We start from the raw sequence: 16,992 nt of genomic DNA on the forward strand, positions 1-16,992 counted from the left end.
ATGTAATTGTACCAATAAGGAGAACTATGGTCAACTATCCACATAAAGTAGCCCAAAAAACCTTGGTCTCTACACAAAGGAAACATCCAGTCGACTTTGCGAATCGTGGGATGACATTTGAAAAAATGATCAATGAAAGCAATCAATACTATCTTTCTCGAGGTCTGGCAGTCATCCATAAAAAACCAACACCGATTCAAATCGTGAAAGTGGATTATCCACGTCGCAGTCGGGCAAAGATTGTTGAAGCCTATTTCAGGCAAGCCTCAACGACGGACTATTCTGGAGTATACAAGGGACGCTATATCGATTTTGAAGCTAAGGAAACACAGCAAAAGCAGTCTATGCCGATGAAAAATTTTCATCAACATCAGATCGATCATATGGAGGCGGTTGTCCATCAAGGCGGTATCTGTTTCGTTCTCTTGCATTTTGCAAAGTTAAGCGAAACCTACTTACTTCCTGCTCCTGCATTAATTCACTATTACAACATCGATCATGGTAGTAAATCTATGCCTCTCTCCTATATTCAGGAGCACGGTTTTCTAGTAGATAAGAATCGACTTCCGAGTGTTCCTTATCTTGAAATTATCGAACAGAAACTTCTAGGCGGTATTTAAATGAACAAACAAACAGTCATTCAGTGGTTGAAATATGTTGCCATCGCAGCCATTTCATTTTTCTTACTTTTATTTGTCCTTTGTGGACTGATATTTGGCTACTATGCCATGAAAGCGCCAACCTTATCTGAAAGGGATTTGGTTGCAACAACATCTAGTAAGATCTATGACAACCAAAATAACTTGATCGCAGATTTGGGGTCTGAGAAACGAATCAACGCCTCAGCAAATGAAATCCCTACTGATTTGGTCAATGCTATCGTGGCGATTGAAGACCACCGTTTCTTCAATCACCGTGGGGTCGACATCATTCGGATCGGCGGTTCCTTCCTTCACAACTTGCGTGGAGGAAGTCAAGGTGGGTCAACCTTGACGCAACAATTGATCAAGTTAACCTATTTCTCCACTTCGGCCTCCGACCGTACCCTCTCTCGTAAGATCCAAGAAGCTTGGTTAGCAACTCAACTAGAAAAGAAAGCAACCAAACAAGAAATCTTGACCTATTACGTCAATAAAGTATTTATGGCGAATGGGAATTACGGAATGCAGACAGCCGCGAAAAGTTATTACGGAAAAGATCTAAAAGATCTTTCGCTCCCTCAATTGGCACTCCTTGCGGGGATGCCCCAAGCACCAAACCAATACGATCCATACTCCCATCCTGAAGCAGCGCAACAACGCCGAAACTTAGTATTAAAAGAAATGCTCGATATGAAGACCATTTCTAACAAACAATACGAAGCAGCGGTCAATACGCCTGTTACAGATGGTCTTCAAAGTCTTAGTTCTTCAAGTAGTTATCCACCATATATGGATAATTACCTGAAAGAAGTGATTAAGCAGATTGAAGAAGAGACCGGCTACAATTTGTTGACAACTGGGATGGATGTTTATACAAACGTTGACACCGAAGCGCAAAAGAAATTGTGGGACATCTACAATACAGATGAATATGTCAACTATCCTGATGATGAATTGCAAGTAGCTTCTACAGTTATCGATGTCAATACTGGGAAAGTCATTGCACAATTAGGATCTCGTCACCAATCTAGCAATGTTTCCTTTGGTACTAACCAAGCGGTTGAGACCAACCGTGACTGGGGCTCTACAATGAAGCCAATCACAGATTACGCACCAGCTCTTGAACATGAGGAATATACTTCTACTGCAGCAACCATTACAGATGCACCTTACAATTTCCCTCATTCCTCAACACCAGTTTACAACTGGGACCGTTTCTACTACGGTAGCATTACCATGACTTATGCAATCCAACAATCTAGGAACGTTCCAGCAGTGAAGGCTCTCGAAAAAGTCGGTCTTAAAAAGGCTAAGAAATTCCTAAATGGACTGGGAATCGATTATCCAAAAATGGTATACGCTAACGCTATCTCAAGTAATACTAGCGATTCAAGCAATAAATACGGAGCTAGCAGTGAAAAAATGGCTGCTGCCTATGCTGCTTTTGCGAATGGTGGTACCTATTACAAACCGAAATATGTCAGTCGGGTTATCTTTAGCGATGGAACTACTAAAGATTTTGATTCGGAAGGAACCCGCGCGATGAAAGCAACAACTGCCTACATGATGACAGATATGATGAAGACAGTCCTCATGGCTGGTACTGGTACAAATGCAGCTATTTCAGGAGTCTATCAAGCTGGTAAGACTGGTACGTCAAACTACTCCGATAATGAGTTAAGTAAACTAACTAAAAATTCAAGTTATTCAAGTATCGTAGCTCCGGATGAGTTATTCGTAGGATACACACCTGAATATGCTATGGCCGTCTGGACGGGTTATTCAAATCGCTTGACTCCGGTATTAGACAACGGAATTCAGGTAGCAACAGATGTTTATCGTCAAATGATGCTCTATCTGGCTAATAACAATAATTCTGGGCATACAGATTGGACACAACCAAGTGGGCTTTATCGAAGTGGTTCTTATCTCTACTTAAACAATGGTAAGAACAACAACAACAACAATAACTACTACTATGAACCGAGTTATCCCACAGATCAGTATTCATATGAGGAACCTTCATCTAACTCTTCGAACGAAGAAAATTCATCTAAACCATCAGAGTCTTCTTCACAAGACTCTAACAATCATAACGAATAATATAATGGAGAAGTCGGGCTTTTCACCCGGCTTTTTTAAAACAATGATTGAAACATCAGAACCTTCTGTTCTTGTTTTAAAAACAACACTAATAAATCTGATTTATTTAGTTAGACATTCCAGCTTTTTTATTTTTGAGTATATAAGAAAAGAGCCTTTCGGCTCTTTTCTATATCATTATTTTGCTAAAGCTCCCATTGGATCCCACGGTGCTAGGACAATTGGTTCTGCTTCATAGGCTGCTAATTCGTCTGAGGTTAAGAATTCTTTACGAACTACAATTTGGTAGGTATATTCATCCATCCATGCATCAGAAGCCACAAAGTAACCATCTGTACCGACCTTGTCCCCCCATGAATTTTCAACCTTCCATTTACGAGACTGACCAGCTTCGTCTAAATCAACCCCTGTCAAGACCATAGCGTGTGTCATTAGACTTTCAGCATAGTCCAAGCGACCGGCTTTGTCTTGTGTTAAATGAATATCCATACCCGCTTCAAAGTCGTAGACATCGGTTGCCAGGATTCCTGCTTTGCGGTTGCTGACTTGACCTACATCTGAACCAAACCAGACAGTTTCTCCTGCTTTCATTTGAGCAATGGCTAATTCTTTCAAACGATCCATTGGAACATTTAGGTAGCGAACTGAACGGCTACCTACAACATTGCCCAACATCTCAACGGTGTATGATTTTCCATATGGCTTATCTGTAGTTGGGGCATTGATAATAGAGACATAATCGTCTAATTGAAGGTCTACATATTTTTTGTAGAAGCTTTGTGGAGTTAAGTCACTTTCGCTATGGAATTGGTTGTCCTTATCACGGTATGAAAAGTCAAATTCACGCGGAGGCAATCCTAAAGACATAGCCAAGAAGTTAAAGATTTCTTGCAACAACGCTTGTTTCTTGCTCGCAACTGCCTCACTATCTGCGCCTGAGTGAATCAAATCACGCAAGATTTGCGCATCTTGACGCAAGAGTTTATTGAGGTAGGTGTTCAATTCCCGGCTATTGCTTGAAGAAATCGATTCTGGATAAACTGATTTTGGAACCACTCCGTATTTCTCAAAGAGGGATACCACCATATCCCATTGACCGCCATCTTGTTGTGGGGTTTGTAGGAGAAAAGCCACCTTACGGCTGGTCAATTCTTGGTCTGCTGTAGCAATCACTTGCTCCAAAAACCAGTTTGATTTTTCATACTTATCCCAAAAGAAAGTATGTGCTTGAGACAATTCAAAATCCTCCAATTGGAAGCTTGAAATCATCTTGTGACGGAAGGTATTTAAAGCCGCAAACATCCAACAACGCCCAGATGCTTTTTGGTTTGTCACCTTATCCTTGGTCAAATCAAGTGAAAAAACTGGTGTATTTTCTACTGCACTCTTGCGCGTTTCAAGCGATGCATGGATCCCATTGTGGGTAACAGCATTTTCAAGAGCCGCATATTTCACATTTGCTTCATAATTAGCATAGAGCTGGTCTGTAAATTCTTTCGTTAATTCTGACATAGCAATCTCCTTTTTTCGTTATTTACTATTATAATCCTTTGAGCAGAATCTTCAAGTAAAAATCACCCTATAGAGAGGGATTCTGTTTAGAATAGATGATTTTATCTCCGCAATATCCTTTGCGTTGAATGGCATGAGGGATGGTTTCTACATACTGCATTCCTGCCTTTTCCATGACTTTCCCTGAGCCAGGATTTAAACTGACATAAGTGGCTTTGATTTCTTTAAATCCAACTTTGTTCAATAAGAAATCCAAAACAGCTATGACGGCTTCTGTCATGAATCCCTGCCCCCAGAATTTCTTGCCAAGGATATAACCTAGCTCGCATGATTGACTTTCCTGGTCTTGAGAAACCACACTAATATCTCCAATTACCTGTTCCGGTGATGTTTTCAAACAGAGCGCCCATTTATAAGTATCTGGTTTAAGATACTGTTCGATCCATCTTTTGATCGATTCTCTGGTTCTCTCAGTAGATGCATGGGCATCCCAGGTGACATAGTTCAGGGTTTCAGGATCAGAAGCCCAATTTTCAAACATCGCTGGTGCATCCTCCAAAACGAAAGGCCTCAAGTATAAATGCTCTGTCTCTATGACAAGACTTCCAAGATGATTCATAGATTGTCTCTCTTCATTTTTCATGCAACTTGAACGTTGCAAGTTGGTTACTTTAATCTAGAAGAAAAGGACGGATGAAACCGCCCTTCTTTTTGATGCTTTTCACAATATTGTATGGGGAGACTACGAAATCGAACTCTACGAGTTACCGATTTCTACCTCGTTCTCCTATTTTAAGACTCGGGCTAAAAAGGTCCACTGGACCTTTTTACTCCCAAAAATGATCAAATACTGTGATTGGCAAGTGGCGTTTGTGTTGGCCTTTGTACCACCACTTTTCAATAGTGGCTTGAGCTTCTGGGCTCACTTGTTTGCCTTCTAGGTAATCATCGATTTCATTATAGGTGACACCCAGCGCTACTTCATCTGCTATTCCTGGTTTTTCTTCTTCCAAATCTGCTGTTGGGATTTTCTCATAAAGAGCAGGATCGGCTCCTAAGGCCTTAAGCAATTGTTTTCCTTGGCGTTTATTCAAACGGAATAGGGGTAAAATATCTGCACCACCATCTCCAAATTTTGTGAAGAAACCAGTAATATTTTCTGCAGCATGATCCGTCCCAATCACCGCTCCGCTACGTGCTCCAGCCAGAGCATACTGAGCAATCATGCGACTGCGAGCCTTAATATTGCCTTTGTTAAAATCAGAAACCTCTGTTCCAGTCGCTTCTACTGCTCGTACCATTTCGTCAGCAGACTTCTTGATATTCACAACTAGACTAACATCCGGCTGGATAAAGGCCAATGCTTTTTGTGCATCTGCTTCATCTGCCTGTACCCCATAAGGAAGACGAACAGCAATAAATTGATAGGAGGCATCTCCTGTTTCAGCTCGCATTTCTTCCATGGCTAATTGAGCTAATCGTCCAGCAAGAGTTGAATCTTGTCCTCCTGAGATCCCTAATACAAATGTTTTCAAGAAGGGATGTTTTTTTAGATATCTTTTTAAGAAATCAACCGAGCGGTGAATCTCTTCCTGAGGATCAATGCTTGGCTTGACACCCAATTGTTGGATAATCTCTTCTTGCAAACTCATTTTGCTTCTCCTTCTCCATTGGCCTTGTTACGCATTTCCTCGATCAGATCCATCTTATCCTGCCAAATATCTTTGGCCAAGTCAACTGGGTAATGCTGTGGATTGAGGACGCGCTTGTATTCATCCCATAATTGATCGTAATTTTTACGAGCATATTCTTGAATTTCTGATAATGTTGGTAGTTGATAAACCAATTGACCCTCTTTAAAAATATCCACTAAAAGAGGAATAGCCTCAAAGTTTCGGACCGTTTTATTGATGTAGGTATAAGTCGGATGGAACATTTTAAGTTCAGTCAGTTGTGAAACATCTACTCCATCATAAGTGATGTAGTCCCCTTCTGATTTACCTTTTTCACGGCTGGTAATCCGCCAGACTTGCTTTTTACCTGGAGTAGAAACTTTCTCTGCATTATTGGAAAGCTTGATGGTATTGATCATCTCTCCTGCTTCGTTTTCAACAGAGACAATTTTGTATACCGCTCCAAGCGCTGGTTGATCGTAAGCTGTAATTAACTTGGTTCCTACACCCCAAACATCAATTTTTGCTTTTTGCATTTTTAAGTTGAGGATGGTATTTTCATCCAAGTCATTAGAAGCGTAGATTTTAGCATTTGTAAACCCAGCCTCATCTAATTGCTGGCGAACCTTTTTAGAAATATAGGCAATATCTCCTGAGTCAATCCGGACGCCTAGGAAATTGATCTTATCTCCCATTTCACGCGCTACCTGAATAGCTGCTGGTACCCCAATACGAAGAGTATCATAGGTATCGACGAGGAAGACACAATCTTTATGGGTTTCCGCATAAGCCTTAAAGGCCTGGTAATCATTTCCATATACCTGTACAAGAGAATGGGCATGGGTTCCTAAAACCGGGATTCCAAAGAGTTTTCCTGCACGAACATTACTAGTCCCATTGGCACCTCCAATGACTGCTGCACGAGTTCCCCAAATGGCAGCATCCATTTCTTGCGCACGACGTGTTCCAAATTCCATCAAAGGCTCATCTTCAATGACTGAACGAATACGAGCAGCTTTTGTGGCTATCAAGGTTTGAAAGTTGACGATATTCAAAAGGGCTGTTTCCACCAATTGACACTGGGCTAGAGGGCCTTCTACTTGCACAATCGGTTCGTTCGCAAAGACTAAGTCTCCTTCTTGAGCCGAGCGTACTGTCAGTTCCAGCTTGAGATCACGGAGATATTCCAAGAAGTCCCCATGATAACCGAGTGACTCTAAATAGGCAATATCGCTCTCAGAAAAACTCAAGTTTTCCAAGTATTTCACAATTCTCTCTAAGCCAGCAAATACTGCGTAGCCGTTTTTAAAAGGCTGTTGACGAAAATAGACTTCAAATACGGCATGTTTATTGTGGATACCTTGATCAAAATAGACTTGCATCATGTTGATTTGGTATAAATCAGTATGCAAGGTTAAACTGTCATCTGGATACATATGTATACCTCTTTTTTATTGATTTGTTCTATGAATTCCTACCATAAAATTAGTACCATTATAGCACATTTCAGCCCTATTGAATACTGAAAGGAAAGCATGAAAAAAATCTGAGACAGGAAGCTCAGATTTTTTTGGATTAAAAGTTTTCTGTGATATATTTATAAACTTCTTGACCAGCAATCGCACCGTCTCCGACGGCTGTCGTCACTTGACGCAAATCTTTTTGACGAACATCGCCAACTGCAAAAATACCTGGGACTGTGGTTCTCATATGATCATCCGTGATCACCCAGCCATTTTCATCTAAAATACCAAGTTCTGTCGCAAAATCACTGACAGGATCTAAACCGACATAGATAAAGACACCACCGAAGGCTTGCTCTCTAACCTCTCCTGTCTTCACATCTTTTAAAAGGACAGACGTTACTTTTTGTTCACCCTTAATTTCTTCAACAACCGTATTCCAAGCAAAGTGAATTTTATCATTGGCAAAGGCACGATCTTGAAGAACTTTTTGGGCACGCAATTGATCACGACGATGGGCAATGGTTACTGTTTTTGCAAACTGAGTCAAAAAGACAGCTTCTTCTACCGCAGAATCGCCACCACCAACAACTAAGAGATCCTCGTCTCTAAAGAAAGCTCCATCACAAACAGCACAGTAGGAAACCCCTCTACTATTCAGCTCTTCTTCACCAGGGACATTCAATGAACGGTGGTTAGACCCTGTTGCAATCACCACGGTTTTAGCTTCAAATTCCCCATCATCTGTAACAATCTTTTTGGTTGCTCCGAGGTCTTCGATGCGCTCTACCTGACCAAACAAATGTTCCACACCAAGATTTTCTAAAGGCTCAAACATTTTTTCAGCCAAGTCTGGACCACTAATATTCGCATAGCCAGGATAGTTTTCAATGTCAGACGTATTGTTCATTTGACCGCCTGGAATTCCTCTCTCAATTAATGCGACTTTTAAATTGCTTCGTGCTGCATAAAGGGCAGCAGTCATCCCTGCAGGACCTGCTCCAATAATCACTGTATCAAACATACTCAACCTCTCTCTGTTTCGTTGTAACCATTATAATTCTAACACGGTCTTTTTGCAATTATCGTGCTTGAAAGATAAACAAAATCCCTATGACCGCAAAGGTTAAAATGGGAATCGTCATGATATCAATTAAGAGGATATCATACAAATGGGCTTGTCGTTGCTTGGCTGTTCTATCTTTCTTCTTAAGGGCACGGTAGCCAATCCAAATACAAGAAGCGATCCCAACTAAAATCGTTGTCGTCACTAAACTTTGTAAATATAAGGACAATAATTTATTTAACATCACGACTCCAAATATTTTTACATTTTAAGAAAACAAACCCAGCTAGCATCGCCAGCTGAGTCTTACCTCTCCTCTATTATATCAAACATAGGTCCGTTTGTAACTAGCAAAGAATTCTTTTGTCCGTTCTTCTTTTGGATGTTGCATGATTTCCTCTGGTGTTCCAGATTCAATAATCCGTCCTTTATCCAAAAATAAGACCTTATCTGCTACTTGCGCTACAAAAGACATATCATGGCTGACCAGTACCATGGTTTGTCCTGATTTTGCTGCATTGGCAATGGATTTTTCAACTTCTCCAACCAATTCTGGATCCAAGGCTGAAGTCGGTTCATCCAGCAAAAGAACCTCTGGTTTCATGGCCAAGGCACGGGCCAAAGCCACCCGTTGTTTTTGTCCACCTGAGAGGTGACGAGGATAGTGATTTTCACGATCCGATAAACCGACTTTTGCCAGTTCTTCTCGAGCAATTTTCGTTGCTTCTTGATCGGATAGGCCCTTCACAACAATGAGCCCTTCTTTCACATTTTCAAGAGCTGTTTTTCTACCAAACAAATTAAACTGCTGGAACACCATGGCCAATTTTCTTCTTAAGGTTAAGATTTGATCTTGGGTAATGTGCTCAAAATCAACCTCGAAATCATCAATCTTAATTCTACCGCTATCTGGTGCTTCCAAATAGTTTAAACTGCGTAAGAAGGTTGATTTACCAGCTCCCGAAGACCCGATTAGGGCCACGACTTCCCCTTTTTGAATTTCCAAACTTAGATTATTTAAAACCTTTTGACCTGAAAATGTCTTTGATAATTCTGAAATATAAATCATTAGATCCGGACCTCCTGATCTGGTAAATCAATTGCTACGGGAGTCTCAATATCCAGTCGACGTTCAATGTGACGGCCTAGTATTTCAATGAGAATGTTCACAATCCAGTAAACAATCGATACCGTGATAAAGCGTTCAAAGTACTTCAAATCGCTCCCCCCAATAATTCGTGCTTGGGCAAAAATTTCAACCACACTGGCACTAAAGGCTAGCGAGGTCCCCTTGGTTAATCCAATGAGAGAATTGATTAAGGTTGGAGTTGCAACGACTGCTGCATTGGGAATAATAATCCGGCGATAAACTTGACGATTGGTCATCCCAAGACTACGTGCTGCCTCAATTTCACCAGGATCCACTGATAAAATGGCTGCCCGGATGGTCTCACTCGCATAAGCCGCCTCATTAAAGGCAAGAGCCACAATTGCAAATAACTCAGCTGGAATGGCATTAATATTAAAAGCTGTTCCATAAGACTGATTGATCGCTTTTAAAATAAGAGGAATCCCATAATAAGTCAACATCAACTGAACCAACAAAGGAGTCCCCCGTAAAAAACTGACAAAAACAGCTTGAATCGGGTAAAGAATTCGTACACGATTAATTTTGACCAAAGCAAAAATCATGGCAAAAATAATCCCAAAAAATGCACCTCCTAGGGCTAATAAAATCGTCACAGGCAATTTCCCAATGACTGCCGGGAATGCATCCAATACGGCTCTCAAACTAAACAGCTTGCTATCTGGAACGTGTTTTAAAAAGTCAGCATACCAGTTGGCCGTTAAAACATCAGTTGTAAACATTTTTGTTACTTCCTTTCTCGAACATAAACATTCTATCACATTCACTATAGGAATTCCAAAAATTGCTACAGAAATAGAAAAATGATAGACTACTCAAATTTAGTCTATCATAATTTTAGATAAGTTCCTAATAGATTTTCTTTATGGAGTTCATAAAGAAAATCTATGTTTTCTTCTGAATATTTGAAAGAAGGAGTTAGAAAGTTTGGCGTTTGGCCTTTCGTTCCGCCCGGCCACGCGCACGATTTTCAGCTCGCTTAGCTTTTCTCCGCTTTTCATCAATTGCCCATTTGATTTTTTTCTTGTAGCCTGGTTTTATTTTTTTCTTTTTCTTCTTCACCAGACCAATCATCTCGATGTCAAGTTTCTCTTGCTTTTTCTCACGATTGGCCCGTCTATCCCGATCATAAGTATCTTCAATAACCCCATTTTTCAACACTTTCGGTACGAAACGAATTCCCATTTTTTCTAGTTCACGGATATCTGAATCATCACTCGGTTGATAAAGAGTAATAGCGACACCTGGTAGACCATTGCGTCCTGTCCGGCCAACACGATGAACAAAGAAGGAAAGATCTTGTGGAATAGCATCGTTGATAACATGACTCACCCCTTCGATATCAATTCCACGAGCTGCCAAATCTGTGGCCACAATATACTCAAAATCAAGATTTTTAACCTGATTCATGATCCGTTTCCGTTCACGTGGTGGGATATCTCCGTGAATCTTCGCCACTTTCAATCCTTGAGCCACTAAATAGGCATGAAGATCATCTGCTCTCGTTTTTGTATTGACGAAAATCATGGCTAAATAAGGTTGCAAGGTTTTAGTCAATTGGTAAATTTGCTCATTTTTATCTCGACCCTTGGTGGAAACCAGCCAGTTATCGATGGTATCTGAAATCACCGTCTTGGTCTTAATTTGTTCCATGACTGGATTTGAGAGATATTTTTTCAAAAAAGGCTGTAATTTTTGCGGAATGGTGGCTGAAAAAACTAAAAATTGCAGTTGTTGCGGAAGCCTTGAAGCAATCTTATCCACGGTAGACAAGAATCCCATGTCCAGTGTCATATCTGCCTCATCTACCACAAAAGTATGAGCCTTATGAATAGCCAGATCACCAGATGCAACCAGATCATAGATCCGGCCTGGAGTTCCAATCACGATATGAGGTTGTTTGACCTGCAGTTTTTCAATCTGACGGTTTTTATCCGTTCCTCCAACATAATTTACAATCCGAATCTCTTTGTCAGAATGACTAGCGATTTGACGAGCAGCTTGGTAAATTTGCGTTGCTAACTCCCGACTAGGAGCCGTAATCACCGCTTCAACCTGATCGTTGTCTTCATTTAAGGTTTGAAAAATCGGCAAGAGGAACGTATGGGTTTTCCCAGAACCTGTCTTTGACTCTCCTACCAAATCATTTCCAGCTAGGACAATCGGAATTAGTTTTTCCTGTACTTCGGTTGCTTCTCTAAAATTGATTTCTTTCAGTGCCTCTTGAATATAAGGCTTAAAATTAAACTCTGTAAATTTCATTTTCTCAGTTCCTTTCATGATCTCTATTATTATATCAGAAAAGCTGACTTCGTGCCTCTCTTATGAGTCATTTTTCCTAACCAACAAAGTCTCTTTGAGTCAGCAAAAAACGATGGGCAATCCCACCGTCTTTTTTATAAGTAGAGAAGAACAAGAGTGATGACACTTGTTAGCAAGGCAATGGACCACATAAAGGCATCCACTTTCCATTCTGACCAGTTTTGGCCATTTCCAGAAAGTCCACCCAGTTCTAAATGATGGTGGAAAGGAGTCATTCTGAAAATCCGTCGCCCTTCCCCGTAGCGTTTCTTGGTCCATTTGAAATAGGTCACTTGTAGCATCACTGAACCTGTTTCAATGACATAGACAAGACCAATCAGGAGCAGGGTCCACTCTACATGCAGAGCCATTGACAAGGCTGCAAGCATCCCTCCAAGAGCAAGGCTACCGACATCTCCCATAAAGATTTTAGCTGGCTTGTGGTTGAAGACAAAGAATCCAAGCAAGGCCCCAATCATACTTAAGGTGACAAAGAGAATATCCCATTTTCCTTGCATATAGGCAATAAAGGAATAGGCACTCAAGCTAATGGCAACGGAAATGCTGGCTAATCCATCAATCCCATCTGTCAAATTGACGGCATTTGAAAAACCAACCAACCAAAACAAAGCAAAGAGAATGTAGAAATGGCCCAAGTAAAGATCGTAACCAAAGACATTCAAAAGGCTTCCTGCACCGTGGCGTTCAGAAAAAATATAGAAGATGATTCCACCAACGAGTTGAAGAGCTAGTTTTTGCTTTGGATTGAGCCCTTCATTAATCTTACGAAAAACTTTTAAAAAGTCATCCAAAAATCCAACAATTCCATATAGAATCAAGATAAATAGAGTAAGTTGAACAGGGCGCGTGAAATTTCCAGTCAATACGGTAACGACAAAACTGACTAGAACTGCTGTAATGAGAAACACCACTCCACCCATTGTCGGAGTGCCTGCTTTCGCTTTGTGTTGTTTCACATCTTCATGCATTTGTTGCCCAGAAATATGAGCACGATGGTAAAATCGAATAAAGGCTGGAATAGCAGCCACTGTTAATAGAAACGATACAAGGATCGTAGCAATATACATCTTAGTCTCCTAATGTTAACGTAATCTTTTTGGTTTTATTGAGTGAGGTGTTCATTTTGACACTTTGTTTGGTTACTTTCTTTCCACTACCTTTATAGGTAATTTCAATTCCAGTCCATTCTCCAAAGATGTCTGCATTTTTCTTAGTCCAACCATACATATCTGGAACCGCATCAAAGTCTTCTGTCAATAACAATACTTGTTGATTGGCTTTGACTTTAGAGCCTACATCCACAGACATTTTGCGGATATTTTTCCCGGTTCCTAGGACAATTGGTTGCACCAAATTGCGACGCAATTCCTCTGAATAAGCACCTGGGCTTAGATTTTGCTTCAGATTCAACTCTTTAGAGAGAGTTTCCACTGAAGGGATTTTGTAGGTCGTTTCTTTAGTCACATCATCCAAAGTTGGTGCCTCTGATGTTAAGTGCAATTCATCTTTTAAAGCAACTGCATCTTCCAAAATAGGATTGACCAGTTCTTCCCAGCTAGTGGCTGAGAATTTCACTTCTGGTTGTTGGACTGTTACATACATGATGAATTCAGGGTCTTCTGCAGGTGTCATCGCTACAACCGAGTTGATATAATCATTTTCTCCTTGCAAGTATCCTTGATCTGTTGCCATTTGGGCAGTCCCTGATTTCACTGCAACGTTTTGACCGGGTACCTGAATGATAGGTCCATCACTGTACAAGGTTCCATACTCTGGATCTGTTCCGACGGTGATCATATAATTTCGAGTCTGTTGCGCAGCTGATCCTGAAACTGGTTTTCCAACAACTTCTTTTTTTGATTTGCGGGCTGTGTCTGATTTTTTATCGTAAATGGCACTAATAAACTTCGGCTCCAACATTTGCCCATCATTGGCGATAGCACTAAAGGCCCGTAACATTTGGGTTTGACTGACGGAAATCCCTTGTCCAAAGGCAGACATAGCTTGAGTAACATAGTTATCACCCGGAAGGCTTCCAAAACTCTCATCGCCCATGCCAAAACGGGTAGGGAGACCAAATTTAAAACGGGTTAGGTAGTCCATCCAGACAGCATTTCCCATCTTTTGCTCTAAGCGGGTCATCCCCACGTTACTTGAGTAAGCAAAGCCCTGCGCGATATTCATATAGCGACCTTCAGCCAGTCCCATATTGACATCCCAGTCACGGATGGTCGCATCTTTTACTTGTAGTTCGTTACTGTAGTATACCTCATTATAAGCTGGGAAGGTTCCATGATCAATCGCCGAAGCTAATAACATGACCTTCATCGTTGAACCCGGTTCATATTGATCTTGATAAAGGATGGTATTCCAGGTTTTCAAGTTTTTCAGATCCAGCCCTTGTTTGGTATCCGCATTATAGGAAGGACGTTGCGTTGTCGCAAGGATTTCTCCTGTTTTTGCACTCACAAGAGTCGCACTAACATACTTTCCTTTTACTTTTTCTTGGAAAACATCCATACGTGTCTCAAGGTAGGTCTGCAATTCTGCCGAAATGGTCGTATAAACATCTTTTCCATCTTCTGTTTTGACAGAAACCTTATCTGAACCAGGAACGATATTGCCGTTTCGGTCTTTGTCATAGGTGATGACTCCATTTTGACCAGCGAGAATACGATCGAGGGATTTCTCCATTCCTGATTGCCCCTTCAAGGTTTTATTCCCCTCTTTATCTTCTTGAAGAGAGGCCTGCCCTATAAATTGAGAGGCAAAAACTCCATTTTTATAGCTTCGATTTGGACTAGTTGTAAAGGCAACCCCTTCAATCTTCGCTGCTTCCATAGCATCACGGATAGCTGTCATAGTACTATAAGTGATGCCGTTTCCGTTCGCCCCAAAAGAAACCTGTTTCAATTTCTTTTGCGACAACTGTTGAATAACGTAATCCTCATCCATCCCTAAGTACTGCTTCAAGATTTCTGCTACTTTTTTAAATTGGCTCTCTTCTACATAGAGGATTTTTCCGGTTGCTGATTTGTACTTTTTATCAATAACAGCATAAACGTTATAGGTCGTAGCATCTTCAGCAATTACTGCTCCATTTCGGTCGTAGATCGTTCCACGTTTTGCAGGAACAATAACCGTCTCCTCATGGACTTTTTTTGCTTGATCCGATAAGGTCACACCGAATTTTTTGTCAGTCCCAATAATCATTGCAAAATTAATCAGAAAGAGAAAAAAGAGGAAAATCGCCAGTACACTGAGATTTTTCCCAACTTGTTTTCGATTCTGATCCGGCAAGCGACGTTTCTTTATCGAATACCTGATTAAAAATTTTTTAAATTTATTCATCACTACTTGCACTCACTGTTTTTCGATTTTCTTTTTGCAGCTTCATTCCTTGGGAGCTAGCCAACTGTGATAAGCGGTCATAACGTGTTAATTCATTGACCTCTTGACGAACATCTGCCAATTCCGTCTTTTTTGCTTCTAGTTCCGTATTCAAATCAGTCAATTCACTCTGAACTTGTAAAATCCGTGTCTGCATAAAGACGATACTAATGGCTAAAATAACAGCTGTTAGGACAATCGACCCATAAAATGCCTTTTCTACTCTAGAGAAACGGCGAAAGCGGTCTTGCAGTACCTGTGTTCTTGTTCTTTCATCTTTTGCTGCCATATCAATTCCTCTTACTTGTGTATTTTTCGAGCAACCCGTAATTTTGCTGAATGGGATCGATTATTTTCCTCAAGCTCTTCTTCACTTGGCAAAATAGGTTTCCGGTTGACCAACTCCATCTTTGGTTTCAAATCATCCGGAATAAAGGGAAGTCCCTTTGGAACCTCAACCGTCGAAGCCTCTTTAAATAATTGTTTGGTCAATCGATCCTCTAACGAATGAAAGGTAATCACAGAAATACGACCATCAATGGCCAACAAATCCATGGCTTGCTGAATTGATTCATCTGCAGCTCCCAGTTCATCATTGACTTCGATACGAATGGCTTGGAAAATCTGTTTAGCAGGATGGCCCTTTTTCTTGAGTTCCTTAGCTGGTTTAGCAGATTTAATAATCTCTGCTAATTCAGTCGTTGTTTCAATCGGTTTAATTGCTCGTGCTTGCTCAATTTTCCGCGCAATTTGCTTGGAAAAATTATCCTCTCCATATTTGAAAAAAATACGGACTAGATCATGGTAATCGTAGCTATTAACGACCTCATAGGCTGTCAAGGAAGCTTCTTGATTCATCCGCATGTCCAGTGGCGCATCTTTCTTGTAAGAAAATCCGCGTTCCCGTTCATCTAACTGAGGACTAGACACACCTAGGTCATAACAGATCCCATCAATTTCAGTCACACCTAAGTCATTTAGACGTTCCTTCAAATGACGAAAGTTATCCTTAATGAAGGTCACCATGCCTTTCTCAATGAAAGGTGCCAATCGGATCTTAGCATTCTCAATCGCATGCTGATCTTGGTCAAAGGCATAAAGATGGCCCGATTCATTTAATTTTGTTAACAAATATTCGCTGTGGCCTGCCCCACCCAATGTGGCGTCTACATAGATCCCATCTGGCTTAACATCCAGCATATCGATCGTTTCATGAAGCAAAACCGTTACATGATGAAATTCTTTACTCATATCTTTACTATTTTACCACAAATGGGACCAAGATGCACTCCTGAAAGAAAATTCACTAACTAATCCTATCTGACCTTTTCGGATCCTACAAAATACCTAGAAAGGCTTGATTTCACTTGTTTCCTCTAGGATTTATGATACAATATTCTTATGAAAATAAGAAAACAGATTCTCATCCCACTTTTATTGGTCGATGCTATCACTCTCTATTTTTTTCTAACCACTATTGAGGCTTGGATTTTTTGGCTTGCTGCTCTGATCCTAGTTGGCTCACTTTGGTGGTTCAAAAAAGCCATTCAAGGACAAAAAACAGAGATGGAAGAAAAATAATTTCTTCTACCTCTGTTTTTCTTTTATTCACTCCAAGAAACTCCTTAAAAAAAGCAAACTAGCTCTGAAATAATAAAAACTCACCGTTTGGTGA

Annotated in this window: 16 protein-coding genes; 3 read left to right on the top strand and 13 right to left on the bottom strand. The window is 40.6% G+C overall.

Annotated elements, in window-relative coordinates:
• Positions 1–26 precede the first annotated feature (26 nt).
• On the top strand, positions 27–620 hold the full coding sequence (gene recU, locus SM121_RS09410) for a Holliday junction resolvase RecU (RefSeq protein WP_151379202.1): 594 nt from the start codon (positions 27–29) through the stop codon (positions 618–620).
• The gene (gene pbp1a, locus SM121_RS09415) at positions 621–2,744 is read left to right on the top strand and encodes a penicillin-binding protein PBP1A (RefSeq protein ID WP_320910899.1); all 2,124 of its coding nucleotides are present in this window, start codon (positions 621–623) and stop codon (positions 2,742–2,744) included.
• A gap of 177 nt (positions 2,745–2,921) precedes the next feature.
• Here the strand turns inward: pbp1a and pepC are convergent, their stop codons facing one another.
• The 13 genes from pepC to rsmH all read right to left on the bottom strand — a co-directional run bounded on the left by pepC (position 2,922) and on the right by rsmH (position 16,568).
• Positions 2,922–4,256 (bottom strand): aminopeptidase C, encoded by a 1,335-nt coding sequence (pepC, locus tag SM121_RS09420; RefSeq protein WP_320910900.1) that lies wholly within the window; start codon positions 4,254–4,256, stop codon positions 2,922–2,924.
• Between the two features lie 67 nt (positions 4,257–4,323).
• Entirely contained in the window at positions 4,324–4,875 is a 552-nt protein-coding gene (locus SM121_RS09425; RefSeq protein ID WP_049482873.1) for a GNAT family N-acetyltransferase, read from the bottom strand.
• 208 nt (positions 4,876–5,083) lie between these two features.
• Positions 5,084–5,908 (bottom strand): ammonia-dependent NAD(+) synthetase, encoded by an 825-nt coding sequence (nadE, locus tag SM121_RS09430; RefSeq protein WP_320910901.1) that lies wholly within the window; start codon positions 5,906–5,908, stop codon positions 5,084–5,086.
• Positions 5,905–7,365 carry a nicotinate phosphoribosyltransferase gene (locus SM121_RS09435; protein WP_003003947.1) on the bottom strand — a complete coding sequence of 487 codons (1,461 nt, stop codon included), beginning with the start codon at positions 7,363–7,365 and terminating at the stop codon, positions 5,905–5,907. Before SM121_RS09435 ends, nadE begins: the two co-directional genes overlap by 4 nt.
• Before the next feature lie 139 nt (positions 7,366–7,504).
• On the bottom strand, positions 7,505–8,416 hold the full coding sequence (gene trxB / locus SM121_RS09440) for a thioredoxin-disulfide reductase (protein ID WP_320909423.1): 912 nt from the start codon (positions 8,414–8,416) through the stop codon (positions 7,505–7,507).
• A gap of 58 nt (positions 8,417–8,474) precedes the next feature.
• The gene (locus tag SM121_RS09445; RefSeq protein ID WP_320910902.1) at positions 8,475–8,702 is read right to left on the bottom strand and encodes a DUF4059 family protein; all 228 of its coding nucleotides are present in this window, start codon (positions 8,700–8,702) and stop codon (positions 8,475–8,477) included.
• Positions 8,703–8,783: 81 nt separating this feature from the next.
• The gene (locus SM121_RS09450) at positions 8,784–9,527 is read right to left on the bottom strand and encodes an amino acid ABC transporter ATP-binding protein (RefSeq protein ID WP_003003991.1); all 744 of its coding nucleotides are present in this window, start codon (positions 9,525–9,527) and stop codon (positions 8,784–8,786) included.
• The gene (locus SM121_RS09455) at positions 9,527–10,327 is read right to left on the bottom strand and encodes an amino acid ABC transporter permease (RefSeq protein WP_003003966.1); all 801 of its coding nucleotides are present in this window, start codon (positions 10,325–10,327) and stop codon (positions 9,527–9,529) included. Before SM121_RS09455 ends, SM121_RS09450 begins: the two co-directional genes overlap by 1 nt.
• 196 nt (positions 10,328–10,523) lie before the next feature.
• Positions 10,524–11,867, bottom strand: a complete 1,344-nt coding sequence (locus SM121_RS09460; protein ID WP_320910903.1) for a DEAD/DEAH box helicase — start codon at positions 11,865–11,867, stop codon at positions 10,524–10,526.
• Positions 11,868–12,001: 134 nt separating this feature from the next.
• On the bottom strand, positions 12,002–12,994 hold the full coding sequence (gene mraY / locus SM121_RS09465) for a phospho-N-acetylmuramoyl-pentapeptide-transferase (RefSeq protein WP_320910904.1): 993 nt from the start codon (positions 12,992–12,994) through the stop codon (positions 12,002–12,004).
• Between the two features lies 1 nt (position 12,995).
• Positions 12,996–15,278, bottom strand: coding sequence for a penicillin-binding protein PBP2X (gene pbp2x, locus SM121_RS09470; RefSeq protein ID WP_320910905.1), 2,283 nt, complete (start codon positions 15,276–15,278; stop codon positions 12,996–12,998).
• Positions 15,271–15,606 (bottom strand): cell division protein FtsL, encoded by a 336-nt coding sequence (gene ftsL / locus SM121_RS09475; RefSeq protein ID WP_151379208.1) that lies wholly within the window; start codon positions 15,604–15,606, stop codon positions 15,271–15,273. The genes pbp2x and ftsL overlap by 8 nt, the downstream gene beginning before the upstream one ends.
• 11 nt (positions 15,607–15,617) lie before the next feature.
• Positions 15,618–16,568, bottom strand: a complete 951-nt coding sequence (rsmH, locus tag SM121_RS09480; RefSeq protein WP_320910906.1) for a 16S rRNA (cytosine(1402)-N(4))-methyltransferase RsmH — start codon at positions 16,566–16,568, stop codon at positions 15,618–15,620.
• Positions 16,569–16,718: 150 nt separating this feature from the next.
• Between rsmH and SM121_RS09485 the strand changes: the two genes are divergently transcribed.
• Positions 16,719–16,898: a hypothetical protein gene (locus SM121_RS09485; protein WP_003003880.1), complete on the top strand. Its 180-nt coding sequence runs from the start codon at positions 16,719–16,721 to the stop codon at positions 16,896–16,898.
• Positions 16,899–16,992: the final 94 nt, after the last annotated feature.

The organism is Streptococcus sp. S1 (assembly GCF_034137685.1).
GTDB lineage: Bacteria > Bacillota > Bacilli > Lactobacillales > Streptococcaceae > Streptococcus > Streptococcus dentalis.

What these genes read in the sequence shown, in the direction of transcription:
- SM121_RS09460 (WP_320910903.1), bottom strand. Translation starts at nt 11,867, where the DNA reads ATGAAATTTACAGAGTTTAATTTTAAGCCTTATATTCAAGAGGCACTG.
- nadE (WP_320910901.1), bottom strand. Translation starts at nt 5,908, where the DNA reads ATGAGTTTGCAAGAAGAGATTATCCAACAATTGGGTGTCAAGCCAAGC.
- pbp1a (WP_320910899.1), top strand. Translation starts at nt 621, where the DNA reads ATGAACAAACAAACAGTCATTCAGTGGTTGAAATATGTTGCCATCGCA.
- pbp2x (WP_320910905.1), bottom strand. Translation starts at nt 15,278, where the DNA reads ATGAATAAATTTAAAAAATTTTTAATCAGGTATTCGATAAAGAAACGT.
- pepC (WP_320910900.1), bottom strand. Translation starts at nt 4,256, where the DNA reads ATGTCAGAATTAACGAAAGAATTTACAGACCAGCTCTATGCTAATTAT.
- SM121_RS09445 (WP_320910902.1), bottom strand. Translation starts at nt 8,702, where the DNA reads ATGTTAAATAAATTATTGTCCTTATATTTACAAAGTTTAGTGACGACA.
- SM121_RS09455 (WP_003003966.1), bottom strand. Translation starts at nt 10,327, where the DNA reads ATGTTTACAACTGATGTTTTAACGGCCAACTGGTATGCTGACTTTTTA.
- ftsL (WP_151379208.1), bottom strand. Translation starts at nt 15,606, where the DNA reads ATGGCAGCAAAAGATGAAAGAACAAGAACACAGGTACTGCAAGACCGC.
- SM121_RS09425 (WP_049482873.1), bottom strand. Translation starts at nt 4,875, where the DNA reads ATGAATCATCTTGGAAGTCTTGTCATAGAGACAGAGCATTTATACTTG.
- recU (WP_151379202.1), top strand. Translation starts at nt 27, where the DNA reads ATGGTCAACTATCCACATAAAGTAGCCCAAAAAACCTTGGTCTCTACA.
- SM121_RS09435 (WP_003003947.1), bottom strand. Translation starts at nt 7,365, where the DNA reads ATGTATCCAGATGACAGTTTAACCTTGCATACTGATTTATACCAAATC.
- mraY (WP_320910904.1), bottom strand. Translation starts at nt 12,994, where the DNA reads ATGTATATTGCTACGATCCTTGTATCGTTTCTATTAACAGTGGCTGCT.
- SM121_RS09450 (WP_003003991.1), bottom strand. Translation starts at nt 9,527, where the DNA reads ATGATTTATATTTCAGAATTATCAAAGACATTTTCAGGTCAAAAGGTT.
- rsmH (WP_320910906.1), bottom strand. Translation starts at nt 16,568, where the DNA reads ATGAGTAAAGAATTTCATCATGTAACGGTTTTGCTTCATGAAACGATC.
- trxB (WP_320909423.1), bottom strand. Translation starts at nt 8,416, where the DNA reads ATGTTTGATACAGTGATTATTGGAGCAGGTCCTGCAGGGATGACTGCT.
- SM121_RS09485 (WP_003003880.1), top strand. Translation starts at nt 16,719, where the DNA reads ATGAAAATAAGAAAACAGATTCTCATCCCACTTTTATTGGTCGATGCT.